15 protein-coding genes and 4 pseudogenes are annotated in these 20,805 nt (G+C 68.9%); 8 read left to right on the top strand and 11 right to left on the bottom strand.

Annotated features, from left to right (window positions below):
* Nucleotides 1–9: 9 nt before the first annotated feature.
* The 3 genes and pseudogenes from ACZ4WH_RS38545 to ACZ4WH_RS38535 all read right to left on the bottom strand — a co-directional run.
* Nucleotides 10–2,058, bottom strand: coding sequence for an urease subunit alpha (locus ACZ4WH_RS38545; protein ID WP_468189772.1), 2,049 nt, complete (start codon nt 2,056–2,058; stop codon nt 10–12).
* Nucleotides 2,055–2,450: an urease subunit beta gene (locus ACZ4WH_RS38540; protein ID WP_468189817.1), complete on the bottom strand. Its 396-nt coding sequence runs from the start codon at nt 2,448–2,450 to the stop codon at nt 2,055–2,057. The genes ACZ4WH_RS38545 and ACZ4WH_RS38540 overlap by 4 nt, the downstream gene beginning before the upstream one ends.
* 165 nt (nt 2,451–2,615) lie before the next feature.
* Nucleotides 2,616–2,912 (bottom strand): annotated as a pseudogene (locus ACZ4WH_RS38535) (urease subunit gamma); the annotation flags it as partial.
* 223 nt (nt 2,913–3,135) lie between these two features.
* Between ACZ4WH_RS38535 and ACZ4WH_RS38530 the strand changes: the two are divergent.
* Nucleotides 3,136–3,496 (top strand): annotated as a pseudogene (locus tag ACZ4WH_RS38530) (helicase associated domain-containing protein); the annotation flags it as partial.
* Between the two features lie 89 nt (nt 3,497–3,585).
* Here the strand turns inward: ACZ4WH_RS38530 and ACZ4WH_RS38525 are convergent.
* A complete protein-coding gene (locus ACZ4WH_RS38525; RefSeq protein ID WP_468189770.1) occupies nt 3,586–4,098 on the bottom strand; it encodes a M15 family metallopeptidase domain-containing protein in 513 nt (170 codons plus the stop codon).
* A 295-nt stretch (nt 4,099–4,393) separates the two neighbouring features.
* On the opposite strand from ACZ4WH_RS38525, the gene ACZ4WH_RS38520 reads away from it, so the two are divergent.
* Both ACZ4WH_RS38520 and ACZ4WH_RS38515 read left to right on the top strand, forming a co-directional pair.
* Nucleotides 4,394–4,594, top strand: coding sequence for a hypothetical protein (locus ACZ4WH_RS38520; RefSeq protein WP_468189768.1), 201 nt, complete (start codon nt 4,394–4,396; stop codon nt 4,592–4,594).
* Nucleotides 4,595–4,987: 393 nt separating this feature from the next.
* Complete coding sequence (locus ACZ4WH_RS38515; protein ID WP_468189766.1) at nt 4,988–6,370, top strand: SMI1/KNR4 family protein; 1,383 nt, start codon at nt 4,988–4,990, stop codon at nt 6,368–6,370.
* A 358-nt stretch (nt 6,371–6,728) separates the two neighbouring features.
* Here ACZ4WH_RS38515 and ACZ4WH_RS38510 read toward each other — a convergent pair whose 3' ends face one another.
* Nucleotides 6,729–7,178 (bottom strand): peptidase inhibitor family I36 protein, encoded by a 450-nt coding sequence (locus ACZ4WH_RS38510; protein WP_468189764.1) that lies wholly within the window; start codon nt 7,176–7,178, stop codon nt 6,729–6,731.
* Between the two features lie 37 nt (nt 7,179–7,215).
* Nucleotides 7,216–8,043, bottom strand: a complete 828-nt coding sequence (locus tag ACZ4WH_RS38505) for a hypothetical protein (protein ID WP_468189762.1) — start codon at nt 8,041–8,043, stop codon at nt 7,216–7,218.
* Nucleotides 8,044–8,289: 246 nt separating this feature from the next.
* Between ACZ4WH_RS38505 and ACZ4WH_RS38500 the strand changes: the two genes are divergently transcribed.
* Both ACZ4WH_RS38500 and ACZ4WH_RS38495 read left to right on the top strand, forming a co-directional pair.
* A complete protein-coding gene (locus ACZ4WH_RS38500) occupies nt 8,290–9,294 on the top strand; it encodes an ArsR/SmtB family transcription factor (RefSeq protein WP_468189760.1) in 1,005 nt (334 codons plus the stop codon).
* Nucleotides 9,295–9,887: 593 nt separating this feature from the next.
* A complete protein-coding gene (locus ACZ4WH_RS38495) occupies nt 9,888–10,367 on the top strand; it encodes an HIT family protein (protein ID WP_468189758.1) in 480 nt (159 codons plus the stop codon).
* Nucleotides 10,368–11,102: 735 nt separating this feature from the next.
* Here ACZ4WH_RS38495 and ACZ4WH_RS38490 read toward each other — a convergent pair.
* A pseudogene (locus ACZ4WH_RS38490) lies at nt 11,103–13,053 on the bottom strand (glycosyl hydrolase); the annotation flags it as partial.
* 61 nt (nt 13,054–13,114) lie between these two features.
* Here ACZ4WH_RS38490 and ACZ4WH_RS38485 point away from each other — a divergent pair.
* Nucleotides 13,115–13,315 (top strand): annotated as a pseudogene (locus ACZ4WH_RS38485) (hypothetical protein); the annotation flags it as partial.
* A gap of 165 nt (nt 13,316–13,480) precedes the next feature.
* On the opposite strand, the gene ACZ4WH_RS38480 reads toward ACZ4WH_RS38485, so the two are convergent.
* The 3 genes from ACZ4WH_RS38480 to ACZ4WH_RS38470 form a co-directional block, all read right to left on the bottom strand.
* Nucleotides 13,481–13,831, bottom strand: coding sequence for a DUF4333 domain-containing protein (locus ACZ4WH_RS38480; RefSeq protein WP_468189756.1), 351 nt, complete (start codon nt 13,829–13,831; stop codon nt 13,481–13,483).
* Between the two features lie 993 nt (nt 13,832–14,824).
* A complete protein-coding gene (locus tag ACZ4WH_RS38475) occupies nt 14,825–15,484 on the bottom strand; it encodes a YceI family protein (RefSeq protein ID WP_468189754.1) in 660 nt (219 codons plus the stop codon).
* A 227-nt stretch (nt 15,485–15,711) separates the two neighbouring features.
* On the bottom strand, nt 15,712–16,626 hold the full coding sequence (locus tag ACZ4WH_RS38470) for a YceI family protein (protein WP_468189752.1): 915 nt from the start codon (nt 16,624–16,626) through the stop codon (nt 15,712–15,714).
* A 620-nt stretch (nt 16,627–17,246) separates the two neighbouring features.
* On the opposite strand from ACZ4WH_RS38470, the gene ACZ4WH_RS38465 reads away from it, so the two are divergent.
* Both ACZ4WH_RS38465 and ACZ4WH_RS38460 read left to right on the top strand, forming a co-directional pair.
* Nucleotides 17,247–17,906, top strand: coding sequence for a hypothetical protein (locus ACZ4WH_RS38465; RefSeq protein WP_468189750.1), 660 nt, complete (start codon nt 17,247–17,249; stop codon nt 17,904–17,906).
* A gap of 31 nt (nt 17,907–17,937) precedes the next feature.
* Nucleotides 17,938–18,069, top strand: coding sequence for a hypothetical protein (locus ACZ4WH_RS38460; protein ID WP_468189749.1), 132 nt, complete (start codon nt 17,938–17,940; stop codon nt 18,067–18,069).
* A 1,069-nt stretch (nt 18,070–19,138) separates the two neighbouring features.
* Here ACZ4WH_RS38460 and ACZ4WH_RS38455 read toward each other — a convergent pair.
* On the bottom strand, nt 19,139–20,593 hold the full coding sequence (locus ACZ4WH_RS38455; RefSeq protein WP_468189747.1) for a hypothetical protein: 1,455 nt from the start codon (nt 20,591–20,593) through the stop codon (nt 19,139–19,141).
* Nucleotides 20,594–20,805 lie beyond the last annotated feature (212 nt).

The raw sequence follows: 20,805 nt of genomic DNA, 5'->3' as shown, positions 1-20,805 counted from the left end.
CGGCTGGGCTCAGAAGAGGAAGTACCGCTGTGCCAGGGGGACTTCGGTGACGTAGGAGCGCGGCACCGTGGCGCCGTTGAGTTCGGTGCGGGCGTCGCTGGTGGTCGCGCCGCCGATGGTGACCTCGAAGCTGTTGTGGTCGACCTCGAGGCTCCGGGGCACCGTGTCGTTCAGTTTCATGTCGGCCTTCGTGATCTGGCGGGTGCTGGTGATGTCCACGAAGTCCTTGTCGAGACCGAGACCCGGATTACTGCTGGTGCCGTCTCCGTTCAGGCTGCCGGCCACGCCAGGAGCCACGAAGTTCACCGAGTTGCGTCCCGGGGAGCGGCCAGTGGAGCCCCAGACTGCCCGGGGCAGGTAGGGCTGCGGCGTGGTGATCGACGCGTTGGCGTCGCCGACTTGCGCGTAGGCGAGCTGGCCGCCCTTGAGGAGCTTGTGCGGTTTGACGCCGAAGAACTTCGGCTCCCACAGCACCAGGTCGGCGAGCTTCCCGGTTTCCACGGAGCCGGTGTGGCCGTCGATGCCGTGTGTGATCGCCGGGTTGACCGTGTACTTGGCGACGTACCGGCGCGCGCGGAAGTTGTCGTTGGGCTGCAGCTGCTGGTCGTTGAAGGAGTGGTTCGTGTCGTCGATGATCGTGCGGACCTTCGCGGCTTCGAGGTCCTCCCTCAGTGCCCCGTATCGGCACTTCATGACGTGCGCGGTCTGCCAGGTACGCATGATCATCTCTCCGATGCGGCCCATCGCCTGGGCGTCGGAGGACATCATCGAGATGGCGCCCATGTCGTGGAGGAGGTCCTCCGCGGCCATGGTGGACGGCCGGATCCGGGAGTCGGCGAAGGCCCTGTCGGCCGGGATCTCCGGATTGAGGTGATGGCACACGATCATCATGTCGACGTGCTCCTTGACGGTGTTGACCGTCAGGGGACGCGTCGGGTTGGTGGAGGCCGGCAGGACGTTCGGGTCCTTGACCAGTTCGATCATGTCGGGCGCGTGACCGCCGCCGGCGCCCTCGACGTGGAAGATGTGGATGGAGCGTGCCTTCTTCGCCGTAAACTTTCCGTCTGCGTCCCTGGCGTCGCCGGTGAAGGCTGCCCGTGTGCTCTCCAAGAACCCGGACTCGTTCAGTGAGTCGGCGTGCAGAGCGAGCTGGACACCGCGCTCTTCGCAGATGTCCAGGGCCCGGTCGATCACCGCGGGCGTGGCGCCCCAGTCCTCGTGGACCTTGAAGCCGCAGACACCGGCGTCCACCTGTGCGTTGAGCTCGTGCTTGTTCATCGTGCTGCCCTTGCCGAGCAGGCCGATGTTGACCGGGAACTCATCCAGCGCCTCGAAGAGCCGCCTGATGTGCCATGCGCCCGGTGTCACGGTGGTGGCCGTACTGCCCTCGGCCGGTCCCGTGCCGCCGCCGATCAGGGTGGTCACCCCCGAGGCCAGCGCCTCGTGGATCTCCTCGGGGCAGATGAAGTGGACATGGGTGTCCACGCCACCCGCGGTGAGGATCCGCCCGTTGCCGGAGATGACCTCGGTGCTCGGCCCGACCGCGAAACTCACCGGCGTCACCGGAATGGGCATGGCGTTGCCGGCAGTCGTACGGTCCGGCATCTCGAACCGATTGCTCGGAATCGGATCCATCGTCTCGGGGTTGTACGCCTTGCCGAGGGCCGCGATCCTGCCGTCGCGGATGCCGATGTCGGCCTTGACCACGCCCCACCAGTCGAGGATCAGCGCGCCGGTGATGACGGTGTCCACGAGCCTGTGATCCGTGGCCTCGCCTTTACTGTTCCGCCCGTCCCTGGCCAGGTGCGACATCCCCATCGACTCGCGGACCACCTTGCCGCCGCCGAAGATCATCTCATTGCCGCTGTACGAAGGGCCGCCGCTCCAGTCGGCCTCGATCTCCAGCGTGAGGTCGGTGTCGGCGAGCCGGACCCTGTCCCGCGTGGTCGGCCCGTACAGCGCGGTGTAATCCGCCCGCGTCAGCTCATTGCTCGCCTTCGGCCGGCCCTTCCCATGCTGCGGCGCCTGGTCGCGGCCTCGTCCCTGCGGATTGCTCATCGGACGATCCCTTCGCGCAGTCCCTGGATCTTGGTGAGGTCGCTGGTGTCGCTGCCGCCGGCCGTGACCTCGCCCTGGATCTGCACCAGTTCCACGCAGCACTCGTCGCCCGGTTCGAACCTCACGGACGTGCCCGCGGCGATGTTGATCCGCCGGCCCCTCGCCGCATCGCAGTTCCACAGACTGCGGTCCTGGGGAACTGTCTGACCGGCGGGGACCTCGACGCTGACGACCTTCAGCCCCGGGTTGACCTCGGCGAAGTGATAGTGGGAGCCGACCTGGATGGGGCGGTCGGACTCGTTCTTCACCTTGATCTTCGTCTTGCCAGGCCCCGGCAAGGTGGTGGCGTCCGTCTGCAGGCTGACGCCCAGCGGATTCCCGTCGAGACGCACGTTGAAGCAGATCGCGTCGTACCGGGAGGCTGTGTCGTCGTCCTCGTCGCACTTTGCGGACGGATTGCCGCTGTCGTCGCAGTCGACTGGGGAGTCTCGCTTGCGGGGTGGCTGGGGGTGCTCGACCTTGCCCGGGTAGACCTCGGGTTCCTCGGGGGCCTCCGGGATGGGGTCGTGGATGGTGACCAGTTTAGTGCCGTCCGGGAAGGTTGCCTCCACCTGGACGTTCTTGATCATCTCTGGGACGCCGTCCATCACGTCGTCACGGGTGAGTAGCCGTCGGCCCGAGTCCATGATGTCGCTGACCGTCTTACCGTCGCGCGCCGCCTCGAAGACGTGAACAGTCAGCAGGGCCATCGTCTCGGGGTAGTTCAAACGCAGCCCTCGGTCGCGGCGCTTGCCGGCCACGTCGGCCGCGACGTGGATCAGCAAGCGTTCCTGCTCATGCGGAGTCAAATGCACGATGACTCGTCTCTGTTGTTCGGATCGTGCGTGCGGCCGGGCATGCCCAGGTCACGGACAACGCTCCCCGGACGGCAACGGACGCTCTACGAGCATCAGCGGGACAAGAACGGCGAAACAGCCAAACCGCGGTTTGCCCACACAATCTGATGAATCCACAGAGCACGCGGTTTCACCCGCCAGGCGAGGAAGAAGCCGGGATGGAGCCTGCGCCATGGCGTAAGGGATGGACGTCGGGAAGTGACTGGCCAAGCAGAGGCAGCACAACGTCCAGCAGGCCTGACAGGCGGCCAGCGCGAGCGCCTGGAGCACCTCGGCATAACGCCCGCTGCCCCGGAATCCGGAGGAGCCCGCGATGCCGTCACCACACCCATGGAGGCCTCCGAGCGGCACGTTGCGGCTCTGGCGCAGTACAAGCCCGTACGGGCTCCGTGACGGTCCCCAGGACGCACGCAGAGCGGCTGGAGGACGGGACAGAGATCAAGCTCGGGGTGTTCCTGAGCAACAGCAAGAGCAAGCGCGGGAAGCTGACTGCCGACAAGCTCCAGGCGCTCGCGGAACTCGGACTCGACTGGGCGGCATAGGGAAACGACCTCGCTCGCTGGAACGTGCACGAAGGCTGGAGCCCCTGGAGGACAGACCTCCCGGGGCTCCGTGGCGTTGTACGGCGGTGCTACTGCACCAGCGCTCCGAGGGCGTGCTCAGCCATCTGGACACCCATCGTGGCGGCCATGGTGGTGCCGGCCTCCAGGAGTTTGTCCTTGAGCTGGGTGGCGAACTGCCGCAGAGGGCACGGCTCGGGGTTTTCGGAGGTTGCTTCGTCGTGGAGGTCCTGGGCGACGCGCTCCAGCTCCACCCGGTCCGGCTCGGGCATGCCCAGCGTGCTGCTGACCTGTCCCACGTACCCGGCCAGTTGGACGAACAGCGTGGGGTCGACGCCGTCGGTGTTGTTCTGGGTGAAGTTCTGCTGCTCGCCGATGATTACGCCGTTGGCGTTCGGCAGATAGGTGTTGTACAGGTCCACTGCCGCGCCGGCACAGTGCGGGGCCACCTCCACCGGGGAGACGAACGCGCTGGCCCGGCGCCGAAGCTCTGCGGGGTCACTGATACCCGAACGGCGCAGGCGGTCCTCGTACAGGGCGAACCGACGAGCCTGCTCGACCGGGCTGCGATGGCCCTCGATCACGAGGAGCCTGATGCCGGCGGGAAGCCTCGCGGAGGCTGAGCGCAGGCGTTCGAGCACGCCGGTCCTGACTCGTCCGTGCGCTCCGTGCTCGACCCGTTCTCGCGGATCCAGCGCCACGGACGCAACGGTGGCGATCTCCGCCGGGTTCACCACAGTCGGCCACCGGGGTGTCGATCACTCGCGGATCGCTCAGCAAGATCATGCCGAGCGAGCCTAGCGCGGCAGAGTACGGGCCCAGCGGGGTGTCGTCGGCGGCAGGCTGCCGGCCGGAGCGGGTACGGGGAGCTGCCGGGCCATGGTTGTGGCATTCTGCGGGGGCTGGTTGATCAGGGGGGAAGACGTTGAAGAACACGAACTGAAGCGCGCGGCCGACGTCGGACTGGATCAGCGACAGGCCGACAAACGCACTGTGAAGCGCCAGCAGGTCATTGCTTTCCGTCTGTTCTGTGTCGGCTTCTTCTTCGGTCTGTGTGGATGGCTGCTGAGCATGCTCTGAGCCATAGGCGCCGTCATGACCGCCGCAGGGCCTGTCGACGGCGGGAAGCATGCACTGCCTGAGCTGACGGACCACTGCGCTGGTCTGCATCGGACGGCCGGAACGGTGTCAACGGGCGCGGGCATGGGCCGCCGCACGCGGTGACCAGATCGTTTGAGACGGCAGAACGCGGGGATCGCGGTTGATCTGGTCCCCGGGCCACTGGATGGCAGATCGTGTCTCAGTTGAACCGGTCCGGCTCCGCCGTCACGAACTGATGCCACAACCTGGTCGTCCATCGAGATGCCGCCGGTGCCTCCCTGTTCGCGTGACAGTGATCCTGGGAAAGGAGGCTGTCAGTGCCTCCCGTGATAATCACCTTGCCACGTTGACCGTGCCGATCGGAGGCACCTCTTGTCCACGCTGCATGAGTTCACGACCTGGGAGCCTCTGCTGCACATCCTGCGATCCGCTCACACCGCGACGCCGGGCGCTCTGGGCGGTCACGTCGCCGGACGGATCGGCACCCAGGCGTACAGCGTGCCCATGCCATGGGGGACGATGTTCACCATGCACGGGCAGGCGTCTGGCGCGGCGGACAGACGGCCCGAGTTCGACGCCGTGCAGCGCGTGCGGGGCGCGCTGGCGGAGGCCGACGCCGACGGCGCCTCCTTCGTGGCCCGGATGTCCCCGGACGGGCCGGCCGTGCTGCACTTGCTCGAGTTCGGGCCCGCCGTGGAGGCCGAGGTCAGCGGGCCGCTCCCGGGCGCGCTCGTACTGGTCGATGGCGCCGTACCCAAGCCCTGGCGCCGGCTGCCCGATCCGGTGCCCGACGCGAAGCCCTCGCCGTCGGCGGATCCGGCAGCACTGGAGAGCTTCCTGCGCGAACGCCTCCCCGACGCCGTCGGCGCGACGGAGGAGGAGATCGCCGCGGCGGAGGCGCGCCTTGGGATACCGCTGCCCGACGAGCTCAAGGCGCTCTACCGGGTGACGCGGGCCCGGTGGGACGACCTGGCCGACGACGAGGCGATGTGGCACCTCATGGAGACGGTGACCTGCGAACCGCTCCCCCTGGACGAGCTGTACATCGCCGACGCGCCCTCCCGGCACTCCCCGTGGCGGTTCGCGGCGATGGAGACGGTCGGTACGCCGCCCGGCGCCGCGGTGCAGGGGCTGGTCGGATCGCCGGGCTGGATCGTCTTCGGCAACAGCGACGGCGACCGGCTCGCAGTCGACCTGACGCCGGGGCCAGCCGGGCACACGGGGCAGATCATCGTGCTCAGCCACGAGGAGAGCGTCGGCGCGGGCCTGGTCGCCGGCTCCCTCACCGAACTGATGCTCCGCCTGCCCGCACAGCGCCGCGGCGCCCCGCGGACGGAGGAACCGCCCGCCGCGGCCCGGGTCAACATCCGCGGCCTGAAGAGCGTCGAGGCCGCCGCGCACCCCGGACTTGAGGTCCTGAGCATCGGCGTGTGGGAGGGCGAACCGCTCAGCCTGGAGCCTGTCGTGGACTTGCCGCGCCTGCGGACCCTTGGCGCCTACCCGGGCACGCTCGCCGACCCGTTGGAGATCTCCCGGCTCACCGGCCTGGAGTTCCTGGCGCTCTGCCCCCAGGACTGGCGTGTGCTCCTGGACGCCGACATGGTCCCGCGCAGCCTGCTGGCCGCCGCCATCGAGGTGCGCAACGACGTCGATCCCCTGCCGGTCGTGGACCTCGCCAACGAGATCCTTGCCCGCTGGAACCGCCCCTTGATCACCCGCACCACCCTGGAGGGTAGCCTCGGCCCCGTGCCGTAACCCATGCTGACCGGGGCGGCCGGGGGGACGGCGTCAGCCATGCACGGGCCAGTCGTTCGTGCGCGGCAGCCCCGTTGTTTCGCTGGGCCAGCCAGGCGTAGCCCTAGCTGTCCAGATCCCGAAACGGTCACAGGTGGTGATGTTGCGGTCGAACCAGGGCTCTCACGTCGGCAGTGCCGCCTGGAGTTCGCCGGTCGACGACCGCGAACCGCTCAGGCGGCCCTGCCTTCACGTGCCGGTGACCATTCGCCCACCCGGTCCGAAGCCCCCGCGCGACACGCCTCGAAGGACGCCGGCTTCGTCGCTCACATGCGGGTGAGCTCGGCTGCTGCGAGGGTGAGGGCTCCCTCGGCCGACGTCAGCAGTTGTTGGTCCAGCGGTGGCTGGCGATGTTGTTGTTCATCGACTGCCCTTGGCCCGCCTTGCCGTCCCACAAGAAGTAGATGCCCGTGAGGTTGTCGAGGTAGTAGCCGTTGGGCAGGCAGTTCCTGGAACCTCCCCAGGAGGGGCTGTAGAAGAGGTCGACGTCCTCGTAGGCGCCGGCGTAGCCGCGGTTCTCGAGAGAGCTCGCCCGATTTCTCATGCTGATGCCGGAGCAGGTGCTCCAGTCGGCGTCGTCCAGCTGCCAGCGGCACCGGGCTCCGCCGCGCGCGAAGCCGTCCCACGCGTACAGGTAGCCGTCGGCAGCAGCGGCCACGGCGCCCTTCGGAGCCGCCGACGACGGCGCGGGCTGTGCGGAGGCGGTGGGGGCGGCCGCGGCCATGGCCGTGAGTGTGAGGGCGGTCAGGGCGATGCTGATCTTCTTCATGGCGTCCTCTTCCCTGGTCGGTTGCTGTGACGGTCCGTCACGACGGACGGACAGCGGCTCGGGCGCGCGGAAGCGCTTCGTTCTCCAACCTGAGCCTGGTGCGCACCTCATCCGCGTACTGGTCGCGCAGGCGTTTGTCGTGCTGCGCGTCGAGACGGTGAACGGTGCGGGAGAGACCGGAACTCGCCGCGCAGCGTGCCTCGGTGACCGCTGCGCGTATTTCGCTCTTCCGGCTGATCCGGTGATGCGGGTCCAAGTATTCGCCACGGGCCTCCTGCGGGTTCTTGTAGGGGAGTCCGCGTGCGCGCATGCACGCGGACCAGTCCTTGACCGACCTCGCGAACTCGGCGTCGCCGGTGGTCATGCTGGTGCGCAGCGTTTCGAGAGCATCCGTGACGGTCAGAACCCGGAACCATGTCTCGAGGTCCCCGTAGAGCTCTTTCTGGGCATCCGCGGCGCAGCCGCCGTCCACACGGCTGACCGTCAGGCCGTTCGGGGACCGGACCGATATGCGCTTCCCCGTCCTCTCCCCGTGGAGTGCGTCCAGCGCACGCTGTCGCTCCTCCGGTGTCAGGCCGGCGAAGTACTGCCGGTTGGGGTCGGAGCCGCGCACCTCGGCTCGCCGAGCGAGGATGTCACTTCCGTAGCCATGCTTGGACGCCCACTCCACGTCATCGACGACGTAGGGGAATTCGCGGTCGTCGGGCACGGGCCGCCGGGGCACCACCCAGGTTCTGAAGCCCTTGCTCGCCATGCAGGAACGGGTCAGCGTCTCTTCGGCCTCGTGCAGCAGGTCCTTCTCTTCCTCGCTGAGCGCGTGAGGTCGCTGCGGGAACGTCTGAGACCGCGTGTGCGTGAGACCCATCGCTCCGACTGCCGTCGCGATGACGACTACTGCGACGGCGGCTTGGTGGTGACGGCGCACCCGGTTTCCTCCCCTGCGGTTCACAGCCCAACGAGTCGTGCCCGTACGGCGGTTGGCGTACATGACTGCTCGGCTGTTTCAGCCTGCGTCGATCAGGTCCGTCACCGCGAGGTTTCGTGCCACGATTCGAGCAGCTTCGAAGGGATGGTTGCCGGGCCGGCAGGACCGGGCAGCAGTGGGAGGATCATGATCGAACTCACCGTCGACGCCACCGGGCTCGCCCGCTCCCGTTTCGCGGTCTCGCCGTTGCACGAGGTCGTGGCGACGTTGCTGCCCTGGGGACTTCAACCGAGCTCTGACGCCCACCCGTGGGTCGCTCGCGCGCGACGCGTGCTGCGCCGGGCACGACTGCCGCTGTTGTCCGAACTGGCCCTGGACGCACCCGGATACGTGCCGGACTTCCTCAGCCCGTATCCGTCGCGTCCCTTCCCCACCGTCGAGGATGAGTTTCGGCAGGTCCGCTCCACCCCGCCCGAACGCGTCCTGAGCGAGCTGGAGGCGTTACGCGACGGGCGGCCGCGCAACGGCCTCGCCGGTTGCGAGCTGCCGGCGGAGGTGCGGCGGGCGATGGCCCGGGGCGGTGCGCACGTAACCCGGCAGGCGGCGGACGAGATGCGGCGCTACTGGGATCTGGCCTTCGCCCCGCACTGGGAGGCCGCCAAGGCCGCCCTCGACGCGGAGATCGGCCGATGCGCCGGCGTGCTGGCCGGGCACGGAGCGGAAAGGCTCTTCAACTCCTTGCATCCCGAGATCGAGTGGGCCGACGGCACGCTGCGCGTCGAGAGCCGGTTACGGATCGCGCTGCGGGTGCCCCTGGTGGTGGTCGTGCCGTCGATCGTCGCACCCCGGCCGGCCGTGGCCGTGGACCCGACACGTGACGAGGACCGGCCCCCCATGCTCGTCTATCCCGTACGTGACAACGGCAGCGCGCACGCCAACGTCATCGCCCCGGAAGCCCCCTCGACCGAGACGGCCAAGCTGCTCGGCCCCACCCGCGCCGGACTCCTCGCCGCACTGGCACAACCGGCCTCCACCACGCAGCTGGCGGCACGTCACTTCCTCAGCCCTGCGACGGTCTCGTACCACCTCGGTGTGCTGCACCGGGCGGGCCTGGTCACCCGCACCCGAGCCGGCCGATCGGTGCTCTACCGCTGCACCCTGGAAGGATCCAGGCTGGTCAGGGGCCGGTAGGCGGGATCTGTCCGGCCACGGGCCGCCGACGCGAGGTGGGCATGACCGGCTGGCGAGACGCGGCCACGCCGGGCGCCGGCACGCGCAGGCGGCGGGATCGGGGAACGGGGCCGCGGTGTGTCCGGTCTTGCATGCCCAAGCGTCGCTTCCTTGTCCTGCGCGACCACGGCATGGGGGGCTCGCGGTGGTGGGTCCGTGCGCATTCCGCGCGGATCGTGCTCGAAGCATTCGCCTGGGTGGAGGTAGTCACCGACCCGGAGACACTGACCCGGTTCAAGGGCGAAGGGCTGGAGGAAGTCGACGTTGACGCGCCCCGGATGCCTGTACGACATCGTGTACCGACGGCGGCGCTGGGACGAGAAGGATGATGAACCGGTCGGCCATCTGATGGAAGTCGGACCTGATGGGTGCCGGGTTCGCCAGGTTGAGCCGACCGAGGACGGGTCCGCCCCGCGCAATGGTTCCGACGACTGGGCTTTCAACCCGCCGGTCCTGGACCTCTATCACCCCGCATTGCCAGTCGCTGGCGCCGGCCTCCTGGGCGGCGAAGATGATGGCGATTCTTGGTGATCACCTGCGGATAGGCTCGGTCCATGATCGGTGACTGGCGGATGGACCGGATCGGGGCCGCTCTGCGGGGCGAGAACCCGACCGTGCTGCGGCGGCTTGCGTCTGGCTTCGCGGTGATCGGCGACGTTCAGTTCCTGCCCGGGTACTCCGTTCTCCTCGCGGACGAGCCGGGAGTTCAACGGCTGTCTGACCTGCCGAGGGCCAAACGGCTGTCGTTTCTGGCCGGCATGGACCAACTCGGCGAAGCGGTTGAGCGGGCCTGCCGACGGCTGGACCCCGATTTCCGGCGGGTCAATCTGGAGATCCTCGGCAACACCGACCCGTTCTTGCATGCCCATGTCTGGCCACGGTTCGAGTGGGAGCCGGCCGAGCTGGTGGGCAAACCGGTGTGGCTGTATCCGCGTGAGCGTTGGAGCGACGAGCGGTTCAGGCTCGGCCCGCAGCACGACGCGCTGCGGGATGCGATCGGCAGCGAACTGGACCAGCTGCGTTCGATGGCCTGACGGTGCGGGCCCACCGACCGTCAGGTCGGCGAGCCCGGTGATCAGTGACCGTCCGTGGACGTCATGGAGTGCTTCGCAGCGGAGTGACGCCGGGGATTGCCGTGGAGACGCAGGGGCGGGCGGCTTCCGGGGTCGCCAGCAGCGCGACGATGGTCACCGGCTGCTGGCAGTGTGGACGGTTCCGGGTCGCGGTTGGCTCCAACGGGTCGCGCTCCAGCAGTGTCTGCGCTCTGCGTCCGAGCAGTAGATCCAGCGTGGGCCGACCGTGGCGGTGAATTAGGTCTGGCAGGCCGAGCAGGCGGGGTTCATGACGGCGTAGTCGGCGAAGCTGCTGTCTGCCGCTGATCCCCCGGGCCGGTCGTCTGCAGCCGCTGGTACGTTTCCTCGCTCTGCCGGTCCAGCAGGGCGAGTTCCTTGCGGCCATGGCGCTGCGGGTCTGGCCGCGTCACCGCCAAAGCCGCCCCGGTCGCCGAGGCGTGGACGGTCACCCCGACCAGCCCGCCGCCGCCCAGGACCAGCGAACGTCGCGAAGGTCGCGCTGCGTGGGCCTGTCGGGCGTCTGCGCATGCTGCGTCCCGCGAGATCTTCCTACGGATCATGTCGGTCAGGCACCGAACTCCCTCGCCCTGCCTGCGGGCCGGGCTGCCGCACTGACGGGCGCGCGGACACGTGTGCCGGCGCGCCCGCGCGCCCGCGGCGGGGCGCGCCGGCCGGAGCCGGGGCGCCCCCGTGGCGTCAGGACATCACCGCCTGCGCGTACGGAACGAGTTGGACGGGACCGACCAGGCCGTAGTCCTGGCGGGCGGCCGTACCGAACACGGACGGCTGGGTGACCGGGAGCCGGTTGATGAGCGGGGTGGCCACTTCGATCTCGAAGCTGTTGTCGCCGCCGCGCAGGTAGGGGCCGACGTCGACGACGGGGTGCAGGCGGTCGACCGCGGGCAAGGAGGTGCCGTTGACGGTGACACGGACGGTGTCGGAGACCTGCCCGAGTTCGAGGACGGCCCCATGGGACGCGGTCCAGTCGTCCGGCAGGGTGCCCCCGGTGCGGTAGCGGCCGACGCCCGCGGAGTCGGCCAGTTCGGGGATCTTCGACCAGGGCGCGAGCGCGTCCAGGGTCAGGGTGCGCCGGACGCGCTCGGTACGGGTGGCGTCGGAGCCGGGGTACCAGTCCTCCACCTCCAGTTCCCACGCCGCCGGGGTGATCGGGGCGGGCACGGACGGCAGAGTCGTGCTGACCGTGCGGCCGTCGGACAGGCGGGTGGTGCGGGTGCCCGCCGCGCCGGCCCGTACGGTCAGTCCGCGGCCGGTGAACAGCACGTCGTCCGCGTCCGAGGCGACGGCGTGCGGGCGGTCGCCGTAGCGGTCGCCGAACAGTCCGGGCCGCCCCAGCGCGATGATCACCGTCTCCCCCGGCTGGAGCGTGACGCGCAGGGTGACGTCGTCGCCGTCCTGGGTGTAGCGGGCGAGCCGCACCGCCCGGCCCGTCCAGGCGTCGAGGAGATACGGCACCGTCGCCCCGCGGCCCCGGGTGCTGCGCAGGGTGACGTCGTGGTCGATCGCGGCCACCGCGGGCTTGACGGTCTCGGCGTGCTTGCCGTTGCAGAGGTAGTAGAAGTCCGCGTCGTCGGTGGCCCGGTGGGCGTTGAGGAGCGTGGAGGAGGTGGCGTAGCGGACGTCCGAGGTGACGCCGAGCTCGGCGAGAGCGTCGCCGACGGCGGCCTTGTCGGTGACGCGGACAACGCTTGGCAGGGCGAGCAGCCGGGCCATCAGCGCGCGCAGTCGGTGGGTCTCCCCGTCGCCGGGCACACCGGGGGTCAGCGCCTGGTCGAAGGCGCCGAACAGGACCATGGGCAGGTCCGCCTCGGCCAGCTCCAGCAGCTTGCGCGCGTCGGTGACGGCGAGCGTCGGGGTGGAGCCGTAGAAGAAGTCAGTCCCCCTCGACGAACAGCGCCTTGTAGGCGGGCCCGTCGGGCGCCAGCCGGCCACCGGAGACCGTGGCGCTCGGCAGGTCCAGCAGCGGGCCGCTGAGGAACTGGTGCGCCCAGCCGAGCGGGACGCCGGTGGCGGTGAACCAGGACGCGCCGATGCCGGTGGCCGTGTAGCCGGTCTGCCGGAAGACGGCGACGTCCACGCGGACGGTGCCGGACTGCAGCACACGGTGCACGCGGCCCAGGTAGCCGGCGATGTCCTCGACGTGGCCCCAGGTGGGCTGCCGGGGTCCCCACGACTCGCCGTAGCCGGGGGCGCCGTTGTACGGGCTGAAGGCGGCGAACCCTGGCCAGCTCACCTGCGGGGCGGTGGCGTAGGAGAATCCGTGCACGACGGTCTGGTTGACTCCCGCCGCGTACGCGCCGCCCATCGTCCGCAGGAAGCGGTCCCAGGTGGTGCTGTACGCCGTGCCGTTGTACGCGCCGGCCTCGCAGGACAGCACGGTGTGCCCGGCCATGTCGCGGCCGCCGGCCAGGCAGCGGTAGTCGTCGAGGTTCTTGAAGCCGAGGGACTCACCCTCGGGGATGTCCAGGATCGCCGCCGAGGCGATGGCGTCGGTCTGCAGTCCGTAGGGCTGCGAGCGCAGGGCCATGTCCAGCGAGTGCGCCCAGATCCTGAGGGCGCGCAGGTCGTGACGGTTGAACAGGTCGGAGACGGTCTCCCAGAAGTCGTGCCTGATCTGCCGGGCCACCCGGAGCGCCTGGCAGTTGGGCCGGGGCACGCTGGAGGTCCGGCCGCCGCGGTGAGCTGCGCGCGCGACCATCATCACCCTCGCCCAGGTCGAGATCCTCGTGAAGCGATGGGCCGCCACCGGGGAAGCCCTCGCAGGCCGCTACTTCTGGTGCTCGGACGGGCTCATCGTCCGCGATGCCGGCATCAGCAACATGACCAAGGTCCTCACCGGTCTCATCAAGAACGGCGAGTTCACACAGATCCTTCAACGCCTCGACGACTGACAGCCGCCCGGCCTGCACGTCTCATTCTGAAACGATCAGTTAGAGTCCCGGGGCGTTTGACGGTCTTGCCCGTGGCCTGGGGTTATAGGCGGTCCACTAGTGTCGCCAGCAGGGGCCGGGACGGCTCCGATGCCACGGCTGCGGTCCCGCTCGCTCTGCCGTTCCTCAGCCCAGTGACAGGTCGCCCTGATCGTCCTTGATCTTCACCTTGACCCAGGCATGGCCGCTGCTGTTGCCGTCGCCGACGCCGTCGACGTTGCACTCGAACTCCCGGCCCGCCTCGACGGGGACGGAAGCGGGGCAGCTGACATCGTCGATGGTCGGGGGCTTGGCGAAGTCGGCGGAGTTGACGTTGTTGAGCACGGCCCGCGCCAGCGCGTCCTGATCCAGGACGCGCTGCGGCTGCACGGCGGGACTCCCGGCCAGCAGCATGATGGTGAAAGTGAGCGCACAACAGGCGATCACGGCTAGGGAGAGCGCGATGACGGTACGGGCGAAGCTGCGTTGATCAGTCACGCGGACAGTCCTATCCGGCTGTCCGTGCTCAGACAACCCCCTGTAGTGAAGTGAAGTCGCCTCTCGGTACCTGCGGAGTCCTCCCTCACCACTGCCTGCGCGGCCGGAGAGGAGCTTGTGCACCCTTGCAGGGCGAGGAGTGGGGCGGGAGCCGCTTCTTGTTCGTTCTCTTCCGGCATCGAATGTGGACTTGACGCTGCTGCCCGAGCATCGTCGTGGGCACGGAGCGATGGGGGCTTCCCGCTCGTCGTCGTCCCGCTCGTCGTCCTGGTCGTCGTCGACGTTCAGCCATTCGTCGGTGTGGGGGTGGCCGCACCCGTTCTGCAGGTCGTGCTCTGCCCGGCCGCAGCCGTGACAGATGGCGCAGGCCACTTCCACGCCGACCGGAGCGCCGTCGCCGTCGGTCCGCACGAAGTAGGTCTGGTTCTCGAAGCCAGGGTCCTCCGGCTCACGACCGGTGCCGAGGCAGGTTTCGCAGGGGCGAGCACCCTGCAGGTCCGGCAGCGGCAGGTACACGTCGAGGTTTGTGAAGTTCTCCGGAGCCGGGTCCGTGGTGCGCGGGCGGGATCGCTCGGTGGACGGCGTGCGGAGGCGAGCGAGGGCAGAACTGTAGGGGATGCCCTCATGGGCGACGAGGTCGCGGGCGCGGTGCTTGAGGTCGTTGCTGATGTGCCGTGACGCGGAGGCGTCTGGTCACAGCGGCTTATGGTGCCAGGCCAAAAGTTCGGTAGTCCTCCAGGACCTGCCTGTTGCGCGGCCCGCTCTCCTCCGTGATGACGACGGAAAGCCGGTGCCTTTCACACGTTGGCACATCGGCTGCCGGAGAAAGGCAGAGCACAGAGTCCTGAGCACAGACTTGGCCAGACCAGCCAACCAGACCTCAGTCACAGTCACGACGGTGGGAGTGGCACGGGGGCGAGCGCTGGAGACCCGGCCGCCGGACCGCTCGTCGTACGAGCCGGCCGATGGGCCGACTGGCACACCAGCGCTCCTCTACGAGGCAGAGCGGATCGCGGCGATGTCGAACTGCAGTCGGACCTTCTCGCTCACCATGGTGCCGCCCGTCTTGAGGCGCTGGTTGTAGGCCAGACCCCATTCGGTGCGGTCGATGGTGGTGGTGCCGTCAAAGCCGGCTCGCTCGTAGCCGAACGGATCCAAAACCGACCCGAGGTAGTCGAGTTGCAGGTGGACGGGCCGGGTGATGTCGCGGATGGTCAAGTCCCCGGTCATGCGGAAGCTCCCACCGCCTTCGTGGCTGGTGGAGGTGGTGCGGAAGGTCATCTCCGGGTAGCGGCGCGCGTCGAAGAAGTCGGGGCCGATGATGTGCGCGTCCCTTTGCTCCACGCCCGTGTCGACGCTGGCGACCCGGACGACGAGCTCGGCCCGCGACTCGGAGGGCCGGGCTCCATCGAAGTACAACCTGCTGTCGTAGTCGGTGAAAGCCCCCCGGACCGTCGTCACCATAGCGTGCCTGACGGAGAATCCGATGCGGCTGTGGGAGCGGTCGATGGTCCAAAGCCCGGTCAGTGCCTGAAATGCCGGGTCGAGCGCGACACTCCGGGGTGCGGCCACCGTGTCGGAGGTGCCGGTGCCGGTGCCGACAGCCGTAGCCGGGTCGATGGCGACGCTCTGGCGGCGACTGAAGATTCCCATAATCGTGAGCCCTTTCCGTCAGACCGCTCCGTGTTATCACGGCTTCGCCGGGCACTGCCCGGCGAGATGGGTAGTCTCGTCTGGTTTCCATGCGGTCGACTGCAAAGCTGTACAAGATCAGCATGATGTGGGGGGTGAGCTGCCGGATGGGCCGCATCAGCACCCCGCGAACGACTGCGAGGTATCTGTCGGACCGCAGTCCGCGTCATGCGTCTCCCTGTGAGTCCCTACTTCGGCGGCGTGGGCGTGTCGTGGGTGTGGTACATCGCCTGTACGTCCAGCTCCAGTTGGACGGTCGGACCAACGACGGCGATGCCACGGGCCAGCATGGAGCGCCAGTTGAGGGTGAAATCCTCCCGGTGGAGCTCCGCCTTGGCGAGAGCCGCGCAGCGCAGTTCCTGCTCGTAGCCTCCGTTGACCGTCCCGAGGTAGGTCGTGTCGAGTCCGACGGAGCGGCTGGTGCCGTGCATGGTGAGCGTCCCGTGCAGGGTCCACTTGGAGCCGCCACGGTAGGCGAATCGGGTGCTGGTGAAGTCGATGTACGGGAAGCGTTCGACGTCCAGGAAATCGGCGGAGCGAAGGTGATTGTCCCGCGTGTTGTTGCCCGTGGAGATGCTGGAGGCGTCAATGCGCACCGAAACGTGCGAGTCGGCCATGTTCGGCGCGACACGGATGCCGCCCTCGAAACGTGTGAACCGCCCGTGGACATGGGCCATGCCCACGTGCTTGGCGATGAACCGGATCGCGGTGTGCGGAGGGTCGAACAGCCAAGTTCCGGCTGTCGGGAGTTCAAGCTGTCGGGCGGGCTCGAGCGCGATGTGCCTCGGGGGCAGAGCCACCCCGGCGGCGATGTCCAGCTCCTCGCGGGCGGGTGACAGACCCTCGGCCACGGTCAGCACGCTGTAGGAGCCCGGTGACAGCGTTGCCATGAAATACCCGTGGGGGTCCGTGCTGCCCCGCGTGGCCACCCGGTGGCTGTCGAGCGCGGTCACCGTGACCTCGGCTCCGCCCATGGGCTGCCCCGTGGGATCTACGACCACGAAGCCGAACGCCCCGGCATCGGGCGGCAGGGGGACCGAGAGGCATGGCACGGCACCAGAGGCGCCATGGGAACGCCGACGTCGGCGCAACCTGAGAGCCATTGAGTTCACCTTTCTCCACATGCGTTACCGTCACACGGCCCGCTCAGCTGCTTGCGTTCGCGGTCGCCAAGAACCGCCGGCGACAGAAGGACGGACGCGAAGCGAATAGTTCATTGGCGATCATAGAACCGTCCACGCGCACGTTCCTGGCCACTGAATCGAGGCTGCTCAATCTCCTGCGGGCGGATGCGAGGTCACCAAACAGCCCTCCGACCGGCCATATCGCGGCACCCCGGCTCATCTCTTTGCGGCGAAGCTGTAGTGAAGGGCACAGAATGGAACCGCGATGTTCACAAGCAGTCTGCGGTTTCACCACGGACCCAACACGGGGAAATAGGCAGCCCGCCTCCGGCGTCTCCTTCTCCCGGCTCCGCAGTGAAGCCCATGGCCTGCCGGTCCGGCGAGAGGCATCGTCCACTGGAGTGCTGTATCGACGGCCACTCGGTGATTTCACTTCTAGCTACGCGGTGCGTTCGGTGGGCAGGACGGTCTGGTCGGCCACCACATGGAACACGAAGCGTCCTCGGCTGACTCGCTGCGGCACATGGGGCCGGCGCCCCGACCTGCGACAGGAACGCGCTGTAGACGCACGCGATGCACATCAGCGCGTCACGTTCACCATGGGCCGCGGTCGTCAACTCCGCTACCGTTACCAGCGCGAGGTCCAAGACCTGTGGCTCGCCGACGACTCCGGCGGGTTGCGCGTGCTGAACCGCCTCCCGACGCAATGGCGGTGGGCCGCGCGGAGTGCGTGCGACGATCGTCGGACGGCGCGGCAGCCTCGGAGGCACCGCGCAGGGCGTCACGCCGGGCCGCACGGTCACCCTGCTCCCCCGCTCCCTGGGCACCGACACCTCACTGCCCGCGCGCGGCGGCATCTCCTGCTGGAGGACGCGGACGAGGAGACCTCCCGGCTCGACCGGTTCCTCACCCGGCTGCGACGCGGTGGCTACTTCGTCGGGGCCGCCGGCATCGTCTGCGGCACGTTCACGCACTACGGCACGCGCGAGCGCGTCGAGGAGCTGCTGTACGACCGGCTCGGCGACCTCGGCATCCCGGTACTGGCGATGGCGGACATCGGCCACGGCGTGCCGCAGCAGACGTTCCCCGTGAGGTCCGCGCGTACCTCTTCGGGAGTCGAGGTGCCTGCGAGTTGGGGCCCATTGCCCCGGTGCGGGTTGTCGTCGCGTATGGACACGGTGATCTTGATGGCGCCGTGGGACAGCAAGCCGGGCGGACCTTCGAAGTGGACCCGCAGCATGGCCGTGGAACGGGCCTGATCATGCAGCGGAAGTGCGGGGTGAGTTCGGCGTGCAGGCGCTCCTGCTCGATACGGCACAGGGCCTGCGCGGCCCGTTGGCTTTGCGCGCCGCCTTCCAGGATCCCGATAGCGGCAACGGCAGCGACGACCGCGACAGCGAGAGTCGGCGAGACAACTGGTGAGCCGTTTCCAGTTCGTTGAGGATCATCGCGGCGCCTTCGGCCGCCCCGAAGAGGCGGGGCGGGCACGGGCGCCCCCGGACCATGACGATCAGTCGTCGGCCCCGCGGGCACCACAGTTCCCGCCCGGCCTGCTCGGTCGAGCGTACGTGCCTGCCGCTCGCGGCCGGTGACCAGAAGCGCCGTTGCCACCGCGCCCCGCGAGAGCGATCGCGGCCGCGAGTACGAAAGCGCTGGTGAAACTGTCGGAAGTAGCCACGATCAGGCGGAGGTGTCCCGGGCAGACACGGCGTCACCGTCGTGGAGGTCGAGCGGCCCGGCCTCAAGGCTCGAAGAGGCAACGGCAGGTCCGACCCCGCCGACGCCTACGTCGCGGCGACGGCCATGCTCCCGGGCCGCGCCAAGGGGACACCGGAGTCCCGCAATGGCATAGCCGAGGCCATCCGCGCCCTGCGGGCAGCCCGAAGCTCGGCCATCAAGGCCCGCGCAGGGGCGAGTTCGGGCCGCTTACCCTGATGCCCCAGCCGGTCCGGAGGTCGGCCCACTGTCGGCCGGCATGTCGGGTGCGAACCTGCATGACAGCCAGGGCTCGGAACCGCTCGTGCGGGGTGCCGCCGCGGCCTCCGCAGTCAGGGCATCGGGCACCGCTTGGCCGGACGCCGCATCGACGGGTGGCGGGAGCGGTCCGGGTGCTCGTTCGACTTGCCGTCGTGATGGTGCTTGAGGCGCGGAGCCTGCTGGAGGTCGAGCAGCTCAGCTTCACCCCCTGGACCTGTTCGGACCGGCCCGCCGCCTGCCGACGCCCGGGAGGCTCCCCGCCCGTCCCGGGCGCTCGTCTTCGCATGTTCCGCAGGCGCCGGCAGCCGACGGTCCGCGTACACGCTCGGGCTTTGACACGCAGGACAGCCTTGGGACCGGCTCGAAAGCCGGCGTCTGGTTCACCTCTCCGCCGATGAAGCGAACTGGTGCCCCGGCGTCGGCACGCAGGTGGCCGCGCGCTGCTGACCAGACCTGCTGGACCCCCGGCTCCAGGCCGGAGCATCCGGCCTGGAGCTCGGAGGGCATCAGTGCGTCAGTGGGTCAGGTAGGCGTCCTGGATCGTCTCGTGGACGGTGTTGCCCTGCTTGTCGACGGCTGTGGCCTCGAAGGAGACACTGCCGCCGGCGCTCGGGTTCGTGACCTGGACGGCTCCGTGGCGCACCGGCAGCTTGTGCCAGTGGGCTCCCTGGTCGTAGGAGACCTGCACCGTCAGGGACTTGAGGTTGTCACCCGCCGCAGAACCCCGCACGCTCACGGGCACGTCCATCTTCACCCCTGCCTCGGCGGTGTTGTCGAGGGACAGCGCGGGAGTGAAGCGCACCACGGAGGTGGGCAGGGTGGTGATGCCCGGGGCGAACTCCGAGGAGAACGTCCAGCTCGCGGTGACCTTCGTGGAAACGTCGGCCACCGAGCCGCGGTCGATCGAGGCCGTCAGCCGGTAGTCGGCTCGCTCATCGCCCGCGACGAAGAAGAAGTCCATCGGATAGATGCTCGAGTAGACCAGCCGGCCGTCACGGTAGAGGCTCGTCCGGGCTTCCTTGTAAGGGGAGTTGTTGTCGTTGGGCCTGTCGTAGCGATCGGAGAACAGCGGCAGCCGTCCCAAGAGGTTCTCACCCTCACGGAACAGACCGGCGCCCGGGGGAAGATCGGGCCCGAACACACCGACGTTGAACACTTCCCGGTAGGTACGGCCCGGCTTGTACGTCCGTTCGTGCGGGTAGTAGCTGCTCTCCCAGGAGTCGTTCTCGTCGACCTGGGTGAACAGCAATCCCCAGGTGGGGTTCGGCGACAGCAGGTGGACGGTACCGGTGTAGGGCAGGGCGCGGTCGGTGCCGAGACCGACACCTGCCTCTGTTTCCGGGGTGATGAAACCCACCTTGTTCTTCGCCGGTGCTCCGAGCTTGACGGAGACATCGGCGAACTCGCGGCGCTCGGTGTGGTGGGTCAGGCCGGTCATGACCGAGTCCGTCTTCGGCTGGTACATGGTGTAGTAGTCGTCGCGGCCCGTGGCGCCGGTGGAGAAGGAGATCGCGAGCTGCTGGTCCAGAGGTTGTTCCCGGAGGTCGACCTTGGGGCCGAGGTGAGCGGTGCGGAACTTCGCGAAGGAGCCGGTGAAGATCCCGAAGCCCATGCCGAACTTGGAGGCCGTCTCGGTGTCCACGCTGATGCTGCCGAACGTCTGGCGGGCGGCGCGGTCGGGGACGGTGACGTCGATCGGCTTGGTGGTGCGCGCGTCCAGTGTCACCGTGGTGTCCTGGGTGATGTCCAGACGGGGCTGGTTGATCCAATCCATGCCCTGGGAGTACGACCCCGAAGGGTCCGCCTTGACCACACCGCTCAGGAAGTACCGGCCCTTGGGGACGCGCAGGGTGTACGCGTCGTCGGTCAGGACGGTGTAGACGCCCTCATCGGGCCCGGACAGCCCGACCATCTGGGCGAACCACGCCGGCGCCGGCGCGGGCGCGCCGGTGCGGTCCAGGGCTCTCACGGTCAGGGTGTACCGCTCCGCCTCGCGCTCCACGACCATTGCGGTGCGGACGGTCTGTCCGTCGCCCGTGGCGGTGACGTGCCCGGTGAAGATGCCTGTCGTGGGGGGGGGGGGGGGGGGGGGGGGGGGGGGGGGGAAAGCCCCCCCCCCCCGGGGGGGGGGGGTGGGCGGCCTGTGGGGGAGGGGAAAAGTGAGGGGGGAGGGAGGGGGGT

Source organism: Streptomyces sp. NPDC029138 (genome assembly GCF_055564375.1).
This window is presented reverse-complemented; position numbering and strand designations above follow the sequence as displayed.

What these genes read in the sequence shown, in the direction of transcription:
- ACZ4WH_RS38545 (WP_468189772.1), bottom strand. Translation starts at nt 2,058, where the DNA reads ATGAGCAATCCGCAGGGACGAGGCCGCGACCAGGCGCCGCAGCATGGG.
- ACZ4WH_RS38520 (WP_468189768.1), top strand. Translation starts at nt 4,394, where the DNA reads ATGGTTGTGGCATTCTGCGGGGGCTGGTTGATCAGGGGGGAAGACGTT.
- ACZ4WH_RS38510 (WP_468189764.1), bottom strand. Translation starts at nt 7,178, where the DNA reads ATGAAGAAGATCAGCATCGCCCTGACCGCCCTCACACTCACGGCCATG.
- ACZ4WH_RS38505 (WP_468189762.1), bottom strand. Translation starts at nt 8,043, where the DNA reads ATGGGTCTCACGCACACGCGGTCTCAGACGTTCCCGCAGCGACCTCAC.
- ACZ4WH_RS38500 (WP_468189760.1), top strand. Translation starts at nt 8,290, where the DNA reads ATGATCGAACTCACCGTCGACGCCACCGGGCTCGCCCGCTCCCGTTTC.
- ACZ4WH_RS38495 (WP_468189758.1), top strand. Translation starts at nt 9,888, where the DNA reads ATGATCGGTGACTGGCGGATGGACCGGATCGGGGCCGCTCTGCGGGGC.
- ACZ4WH_RS38475 (WP_468189754.1), bottom strand. Translation starts at nt 15,484, where the DNA reads ATGGGAATCTTCAGTCGCCGCCAGAGCGTCGCCATCGACCCGGCTACG.
- ACZ4WH_RS38470 (WP_468189752.1), bottom strand. Translation starts at nt 16,626, where the DNA reads ATGGCTCTCAGGTTGCGCCGACGTCGGCGTTCCCATGGCGCCTCTGGT.
- ACZ4WH_RS38465 (WP_468189750.1), top strand. Translation starts at nt 17,247, where the DNA reads ATGGGCCGCGGTCGTCAACTCCGCTACCGTTACCAGCGCGAGGTCCAA.